This is a genomic window from Streptomyces sp. NRRL B-24085 (assembly GCF_001282115.1).
Classification (GTDB): Bacteria; Actinomycetota; Actinomycetes; order Streptomycetales; family Streptomycetaceae; genus Streptomyces.
In genome coordinates, this window is the sequence record NZ_LJBR01000502.1 from 1 (window position 1) to 7521 (window position 7521).

Annotated in this window: 8 protein-coding genes; 5 read left to right on the forward strand and 3 right to left on the reverse strand. The window is 70.6% G+C overall.

Annotated elements, in window-relative coordinates:
* Window positions 1-391: TSUP family transporter (locus tag AOJ26_RS37875; RefSeq protein WP_159044486.1), on the reverse strand; the 391-nt coding region annotated here is incomplete at its 3' end.
* Window positions 392-540: 149 nt separating this feature from the next.
* Here AOJ26_RS37875 and AOJ26_RS37880 point away from each other — a divergent pair.
* Window positions 541-1041, forward strand: a complete 501-nt coding sequence (locus tag AOJ26_RS37880; RefSeq protein WP_053852886.1) for an SgcJ/EcaC family oxidoreductase — start codon at window positions 541-543, stop codon at window positions 1039-1041.
* On the opposite strand, the gene AOJ26_RS37885 is transcribed toward AOJ26_RS37880, so the two are convergent.
* Together AOJ26_RS37885 and AOJ26_RS37890 are read right to left on the reverse strand one after the other, a co-directional pair.
* Window positions 1007-2344 (reverse strand): sensor histidine kinase, encoded by a 1338-nt coding sequence (locus tag AOJ26_RS37885; protein WP_053852887.1) that lies wholly within the window; start codon window positions 2342-2344, stop codon window positions 1007-1009. The two genes, AOJ26_RS37880 and AOJ26_RS37885, sit on opposite strands and share 35 nt — an antisense overlap.
* Window positions 2341-3027 carry a response regulator transcription factor gene (locus tag AOJ26_RS37890; protein ID WP_053852888.1) on the reverse strand — a complete coding sequence of 229 codons (687 nt, stop codon included), beginning with the start codon at window positions 3025-3027 and terminating at the stop codon, window positions 2341-2343. Before AOJ26_RS37890 ends, AOJ26_RS37885 begins: the two co-directional genes overlap by 4 nt.
* A 203-nt stretch (window positions 3028-3230) precedes the next feature.
* On the opposite strand from AOJ26_RS37890, the gene AOJ26_RS37895 reads away from it, so the two are divergent.
* The 4 genes from AOJ26_RS37895 to AOJ26_RS37910 all read left to right on the forward strand — a co-directional run.
* Window positions 3231-4508, forward strand: a complete 1278-nt coding sequence (locus tag AOJ26_RS37895; RefSeq protein ID WP_053852889.1) for an aspartate kinase — start codon at window positions 3231-3233, stop codon at window positions 4506-4508.
* The gene (locus tag AOJ26_RS37900) at window positions 4505-5557 is read left to right on the forward strand and encodes an aspartate-semialdehyde dehydrogenase (protein WP_053852890.1); all 1053 of its coding nucleotides are present in this window, start codon (window positions 4505-4507) and stop codon (window positions 5555-5557) included. The genes AOJ26_RS37895 and AOJ26_RS37900 overlap by 4 nt, the downstream gene beginning before the upstream one ends.
* Window positions 5558-6023: 466 nt before the next feature.
* Window positions 6024-6590, forward strand: a complete 567-nt coding sequence (locus tag AOJ26_RS37905) for a SigE family RNA polymerase sigma factor (protein ID WP_007383615.1) — start codon at window positions 6024-6026, stop codon at window positions 6588-6590.
* Between the two features lie 131 nt (window positions 6591-6721).
* The coding region (locus AOJ26_RS37910) for a DUF4232 domain-containing protein (RefSeq protein WP_053852891.1) at window positions 6722-7521 on the forward strand (800 nt) is incomplete at its 3' end.

A 7521-nucleotide genomic window follows, 5' to 3' on the forward strand; every position in this document is an offset into this window, starting at 1 on the left:
CGAACACGGCACCCCGCGTGCCGCCCAGCGCCGCTGACTGCGCGCCCCGCATGACGAGCAGCACCGCCACCGTCACCAGGGCGCCCATCACCAACAGCAGCCAGGGCTGGGGGAGTCGGCGGGTCACCCAGGTGCCCGCCGGGACCGTGCAGGCCGCCGCCAGGCAGAACGGCAGCATCGCCCGGGGACGCACCAGACGCAGGCCGCCCGCCAGTCCCACCAGACAGATCACCCCTGCCGCGCAGTTGGCGAGGACCACCCCCTGCGCCGGGCCGAGAAGGAGCACCAGTGCGGGCACCGAGACCAGGGCGAAGCCCATCCCCGTGAGCCACTGCACGCAGGAGCCGAGCAGCACGATCACGGCCAGCAGCACATCGGCCGTCGACGTCATGGGCACCTCACGGTCAACAGGCGGGTACAGAGCGTCAATTGCATGAGCCCTGGCTCTGTCCTGTACATCGGCTGCACGGCCCCTAACCAGCGCGAAGAGAGTCTGGAGCCACTTCACGGCACAGCCTCTCACCGCAACTGGAGACAGCGATGACCCGTCGTTCCATAACCAAGCGCGCAGCCATCGTCGCCGCCACCGCCCTCGTCACCGCCGGCACGGTCACCGCGGGCGTGAGCCTCGCCGGCCCCGAGCCCGCGAAGAAGCCCTCCGAGAAGCAGATCGCGGCGCTGTTCGACCACTGGAACGCCGCCCTGCGGACCGGTGACGCCGACACGGTGGCGGACCTGTACGCCAAGGACGCGGTCCTCCTGCCCACGGTCTCCAACAAGGTCCGCACCGACCGCGCCGGCATCGTCGACTACTTCGAGCACTTCCTCCGGAACAAGCCGGCCGGCAAGAAGGTCAAGACGGTCGTCGACGTCCTCGACGGCAACTCCGCCATCGACACCGGCGTCTACGAGTTCACGCTCACCGACCCGAAGAGCGGCGCCCAGCGTGTCGTCGAGGCCCGCTACACCTACGCGTACGAGAAGCGGAACGGCGTGTGGAAGATCGTCAACCACCACTCCTCGGCGATGCCCGAAGGCTGATCTCCACCTTCAGCCCGCCCCCCGGCGCGTCCGCCAGCGTCACGGTCCCGCCGTCGTCGGTCACCAACTGCCGTACGACGGCGAGGCCGAGGCCCGAGCCGGTGCGTCCGGTCAGGCCCTGACCGCGCCAGAAGCGGTCGAAGGCACGGGACTTGTCGGCGTCGGACATCCCGGGGCCCTCGTCGAGGACCGACAGCACCACCGTGTCCGCCCGGGACTCCACCTCGACGGTGATCCGCCCACCGTCCGGGGAGACCTCCAGGGCGTTCGAGAGCACGTTGTCCAGCACCTGGTCGAGATGACCGGGGCCGGCCAGCACCAGCAGCCGGCCGTCGGCACTCCCCCCGAGCGCGATGGTGACCCCGCGCTCGTCGGCGGCCGGCCTCCACACCGCCAGCCGTTCGTCCACGATGTCCCGCAGCACCAGCGGCTCCGCGGCGGTCACCTTCGCCTCCGCCCGCGCCAGCACCAGCAGCCCGTTGACCAGGCGGCTCATCCGGACCACCTCCGCCGTCGCCTGCTCCACGTCCTCCCGTACGAACTCGTCCTCCACCCCGTCCGCGATGTTGTCCAGCGACAGGCGCAACGCGGTGAGCGGGGTGCGCAGTTGGTGCGAGGCGTCCGCCACGAAGATGCGCTGCGAGGCCACCAGCGTGTCCAGGCGTTCGGCGCCCTGGTTCAGGGTGCGGGCGAGCGTCTGCGTCTCCGGCGGGCCGGTGACCGGGGAGCGCGCGGTCAGGTCCCCGTCGCTGAACTTGCTCGCCATGGAGTTGAGTTCGCGCAGGGGCGCGGTGATCCGGCGGGCGGCGAACGCGCCGATCGCGGCGGCCGCGGCCAGCACCAGCACGGCGAGAGCGGCACGGAAGCCCCAGATCTGCCACAGCCGTGTGGTCATGTCCGAGGTCGAGTAGACGATCCGGACGGCCGCGTCACCGTCCGCGGGGACGGTCACCGTCAGGTGCTTGCCCCAGACGAAGTCCGAACCCCAGTCGGTCGTCGCCTCGTTCCTCGTCACGGCCCGGGTCAGCGCCGCGTCCCCGCGGGGGGCCGGCAGCCGCGGGTCACAGCTGGCGGTCGGGGTCGCCTGGACGTTGCCGTACGCCTTGGCCACCTTGGTCAGGGCCTCGCACGAGGCCCGGTCGCCGTTCCCGAGCAGGAACGCCATGGTGTTCGCCTCGCGCTTGACCGACGACTCGGTGTCGTCGCGCAGCTGATCGGTGAGCGTGAAGGCCACCGGCACCGTGAACAGCAGGATGGCCACCGCGACCAGCAGGATGTAGCTCCGGATGAGCTGCCGGTTCATGAGGCCCCGTCGTCCCCGGCGATCTCCAGCCGGAAGCCCACGCCCCGCACCGCCTCGATGACGACCGCCCCGGCGAGCTTGCGCCGCAGCGCGGCCACGTGCACGTCCAGCGTCTTGGTCGGCCCGAACCAGTTCGCGTCCCAGACCGCCTCCATGATCTGCTCGCGCGACATCAGCGCGCCCGGCTCCTCGGTGAGGAAGGCCAGCAAGTCGTACTCCTTGGGCGCGAGGGCCACCTCCTGGCCGTCGAGCCGGACCCGGGCGGCCTTGCGGTCGATGCTCAGCCGGGAGCCGTAGCAGTCGGGGCCCGTCGCGGCGGCCTCGGTACGGGGCTGCGCGCGCCGCATCACGGCCCGTATCCGCGCGATGACCTCCCGGACCCCGAACGGCTTGGACACGTAGTCGTCGGCGCCGAGCTCCAGGCCCACCACCCGGTCGGTCTCGTCGCTGCGCGCGCTGATCACGATGATCGGCACGTCACCGCGCCCGCGCAGCGCCCGGCACACGTCGAGGCCGTCGGTGTCGGGCAGCCCGAGATCGAGGAGTACGACGTCGTAGGGGCCCTGGTGGCCGAGCGCCGCCGCACCGGTGGAGACCCACTCCACCTCGAACCCGTAGCGGATCAGGCCCCGCCGCAGCGACTGGGCGACCGGCTCATCGTCTTCCACCAGGAGTACGCGCACAGCCGCACCCTAATCCTTGAAACTTAATTCACTGTCGTCACAGGTGCCCCACAGGGCCATGTGACGCGGTGCACTTTTCCCGGGCTGCGCGGTTGGGCATGCGCTGACCTGGGCGTCCGAATCTCACGATGCGATACCGCGGAGGTGGATTTCGGGCGCTCGGTAAACTGAGCCGACACACACGGACTGAGCGAGGAGCGCACGTGGGCCTTGTCGTGCAGAAGTACGGAGGCTCCTCCGTAGCCGATGCCGAGGGCATCAAGCGCGTCGCCAAGCGAATCGTCGAAGCGAAGAAGAACGGCCACCAGGTCGTCGTCGTCGTTTCCGCGATGGGCGACACGACGGACGAGCTGATCGATCTCGCCGAGCAGGTATCTCCCATGCCTGCCGGGCGTGAGTTCGACATGCTGCTGACCGCCGGAGAGCGTATCTCCATGGCCCTGCTGGCCATGGCGATCAAAAACCTGGGCCACGAGGCCCAGTCCTTCACCGGCAGCCAGGCCGGCGTCATCACCGACTCGGTCCACAACAAAGCCCGGATCATCGACGTCACGCCGGGCCGTATCCGGGAGTCCCTCGACAAGGGCAACATCGCCATCGTCGCCGGCTTCCAGGGCGTCAGCCAGGACAAGAAGGACATCACCACGCTCGGCCGCGGTGGCTCCGACACCACCGCCGTGGCGCTCGCGGCCGCCCTCGACGCCGAGGTCTGCGAGATCTACACCGACGTCGACGGCGTGTTCACCGCCGACCCGCGCGTGGTGAAGAAGGCGAAGAAGATCGACTGGATCTCCTTCGAGGACATGCTGGAGCTCGCCGCCTCCGGTTCGAAGGTGCTGCTCCACCGCTGTGTGGAGTACGCCCGCCGCTACAACATCCCGATCCACGTCCGGTCGTCCTTCAGCGGACTCCAGGGCACGTGGGTCAGCAGTGAGCCGATCGAGCAAGGGGACAAGAAGGTGGAGCAGGCCATCATCTCCGGTGTCGCGCACGACACCTCCGAGGCCAAGATCACGGTCGTCGGCGTGCCGGACAAGCCGGGTGAGGCCGCGGTGATCTTCCGCACGATCGCGGACGCCGAGATCAACATCGACATGATCGTGCAGAACGTCTCCGCCGCCTCCACCGGGCTGACCGACATCTCCTTCACGCTCCCCAAGGCCGAGGGCCGCAAGGCCATCGACGCCCTGGAGAAGAACAGGTCGGGCATCGGCTTCGACTCGCTGCGCTACGACGACCAGATCGGCAAGATCTCGCTCGTGGGCGCGGGCATGAAGACCAACCCGGGCGTCACGGCCGACTTCTTCACCGCCCTGTCCGACGCCGGCGTGAACATCGAGCTGATCTCGACCTCCGAGATCCGCATCTCGGTCGTCACCCGCGCCGACGACGTGGCCGAGGCCGTCCGCGCCGTGCACAGCGCCTTCGGGCTCGACTCCGACAGCGACGAGGCGGTCGTCTACGGCGGCACCGGCCGATGACTGCCAGGCCGACGCTCGCGGTCGTAGGCGCGACCGGGGCCGTCGGCACGGTCATGCTCCAGATCCTGTCCCAGCACGCGGACATCTGGGGCGAGATCCGACTGATCGCCTCCCCCCGCTCGGCCGGCCGCAAGCTGGCCGTGCGCGGGGAGCAGGTCGAGGTCGTGGCCCTGTCGGAGGAGGCCTTCGACGGGGTCGACGTCGCCATGTTCGACGTGCCCGACGAGGTGGCCGCCCAGTGGGCGCCGGTCGCCGCGGCCCGGGGTGCCGTCGTCGTGGACAACTCCGGCGCCTTCCGGATGGACCCGGACGTGCCCCTCGTCGTCCCCGAGGTCAATCCGCACGCGGCCCGGATGCGGCCCCGCGGGATCATCGCCAACCCCAACTGCACGACCCTGTCCATGATCGTGGCCCTGGGCGCGCTGCACGCCGAGTTCGGGCTGCGGGAACTGGTGGTGTCCTCGTACCAGGCCGTGAGCGGCGCGGGCCGGGCGGGCGTGGAGACCCTGCGCCAGCAGCTCTCCCTGGTCGCCGGCACCGAGCTCGGCACGCACCCCGGTGACGTGCGGCGGGCCGTCGGCGACAACACCGGGCCGTTCCCGGAACCGGTCGCGCTGAACGTCGTGCCGTGGGCCGGTTCGCTGCGCGAGGACGGCTGGTCCTCGGAGGAGATGAAGGTGCGGGACGAGTCCCGCAAGATCCTCGGCCTGCCCGCGCTGCCGGTCGCCGTGACCTGTGTACGGGTCCCGGTGGTCACCGTGCACTCCCTCACCGTGCACGCCCGCTTCGAGGGCGAGGTCACCGTCCGCAAGGCGCGCGAGATCCTCGCGACCGCACCCGGGGTCGTCCTCTTCGACGATCCGGCGGCCGGGGAGTTCCCCACCCCCGCCGACGTCGTCGGCACCGACCCCACCTGGGTCGGGCGGGTCCGGCGGGCCCTCGACGACCCGACCGCGCTCGAGCTCTTCGTGTGCGGCGACAACCTGCGCAAGGGCGCCGCGCTCAACACCGCGCAGATCGCGGAGCTCGTGGCGGCCGACTTCGGGTGACGCGCGGCGGATCTCCCGTACGCAGTTGTGCCTACGGGAAAAGACCTGGCCATGGCCGGAACCCTTTGTAGGATCTGTGTGCGACATGTGGTGCGACTAATGGTCCGTACCACTTGATCCCGGCGCCCGGGCGTCCGAAGATTTTCCTCCCCGCTCTCCGCAACCGCGCGAAGGGCGGGGAGCGTCTTTGCGAACGCCCTTTCAGGGGTGCGGGGATGCTTGCGGGGCGTGGGGACGCCCCGGCCATTCGGGACACAGGGGAAGAGCGGGTAGGCATGAGCGCGTTCGACGCACGGTCAGTTGTGCTGCCTGAGAGAAGATGGACGGCCGCGTACAACCCTCACCGGGGTGAGCGTGTCCAACTGTCGTGGCTCAGGTACTCGACTTCCCTGCCGCGCCGAGCGGCGCGGCCGTCCTCCGGCCCCGCAGGCCCGGGGCGCCCGGTGGCATGCCGGTGATCGCGCCCATGCCCGCAGCGCGGCCCGCCCGCATACCCAGTCAGCGCGACGGAGCCGAGTACGCCGAGGACACCGCGGCAGCCGGTACCACCGTCGACCACCTCACCGAGACCTACCGGGCGCACTACCGCTCCCTGCTGGGTCTCGCCGCCCTCCTGCTCGACGACACCGCCTCCTGCGAGGACGTCGTCCAGGAGGCGTTCATCCGCGTCCACTCGGCGCGCAAACGCGTCCGCGACCCGGAGAAGACCCTCGCGTACCTGCGCCAGACGGTCGTCAACCTCTCCCGCTCGGCCCTGCGCCGGCGCATCCTCGGACTCAAGCTGCTGTCCAAGCCGATGCCCGACATGGCGAGCGCCGAGGAGGGCGCGTACGACCAGCTCGAGCGCGACTCCCTCATCAAGGCCATGAAGGGCCTCCAGCGCCGCCAGCGCGAGGTCCTGGTCCTGCGCTACTTCGCGGACATGACCGAGGCCCAGGTCGCCGATACCCTCGGCATCTCGCTGGGCTCCGTGAAGGCGTACGGCTCGCGGGGGATCGCCGCGCTGCGGGTCGCGATGGAGGAACCGGTGTGAGCGGCGAGGGTGATTCCGATGGACGGCGCCACGAGCCTTACGCGTGGCATGAGCCGACCGGGGAAGGCGAGCACGAGCCGACCCGGACGGCGCGGCAAGAGCACAAGCAATCGCACGCTGGGAACGGAACTGTGAATCAGGGCCCCGACGATCTGAGCTCCACGGGGGAGTTCGACTCGGACGAGCTTGCACTGCGACGCATGCTGCACCAGGCGGTCCAGGAGATGGAACCGCGGGACGGCACCCTCGACCACCTGCGCAAGGCGGTGCCCGCCAGACGGGCCCGCAAGCGGCAGGCCCTCGTCGGCATGGCGGCCGCCGCCCTCTTCTTCGGCACCGCGATCCCCGCCGTCGTGCACGTCTCCTCCACCGGCACCAGCGCCAACACCTCCAACGCCGGGCACACCTCCCAGATGCAGGGCGGCGCGGGCCAGGGCAAGCAGCAGGACGGCGGCGAGTCCACCTCCGGCGGCTCCTCGGGCAAGACCGAGGACAAGGGCAAGGGCCAGCCGAAGGGCGACGACAAGGGCAGGACGGCGGGCGCGGGCACCGGCGCGAGCAGCGGCAGCGACCCCTCCGCCACGACCTCCCAGAGCGCCCAGGTCTGCACGGCCGCCCAGCTCGGCTCCCCCACGGCGAGCACCGCGGTGCCCGACGCCTCCGGGACGGTCTACGGCACTTTCCGCGTCACCAACAGCTCCTCCGCAGCCTGCACTGTCTCCGGCCCCGGCATCGTGACGCCGAGCGCGCAGGGCGCGGCCGACAGCAGCAAGATCGGCGCGCTCCGGCACACGTCCGGCGACGCGGCCTCCGCAGGGCTGCCCGACCCCTCCCAGGAGGTCGCCCAGCTCACGCTCCAGCCGGGGTCCTCCTACGACGTGAAGTTCGCCTGGGTGCCGTCCGAGACCTGCCCCACCTCGGAACCCTCCAC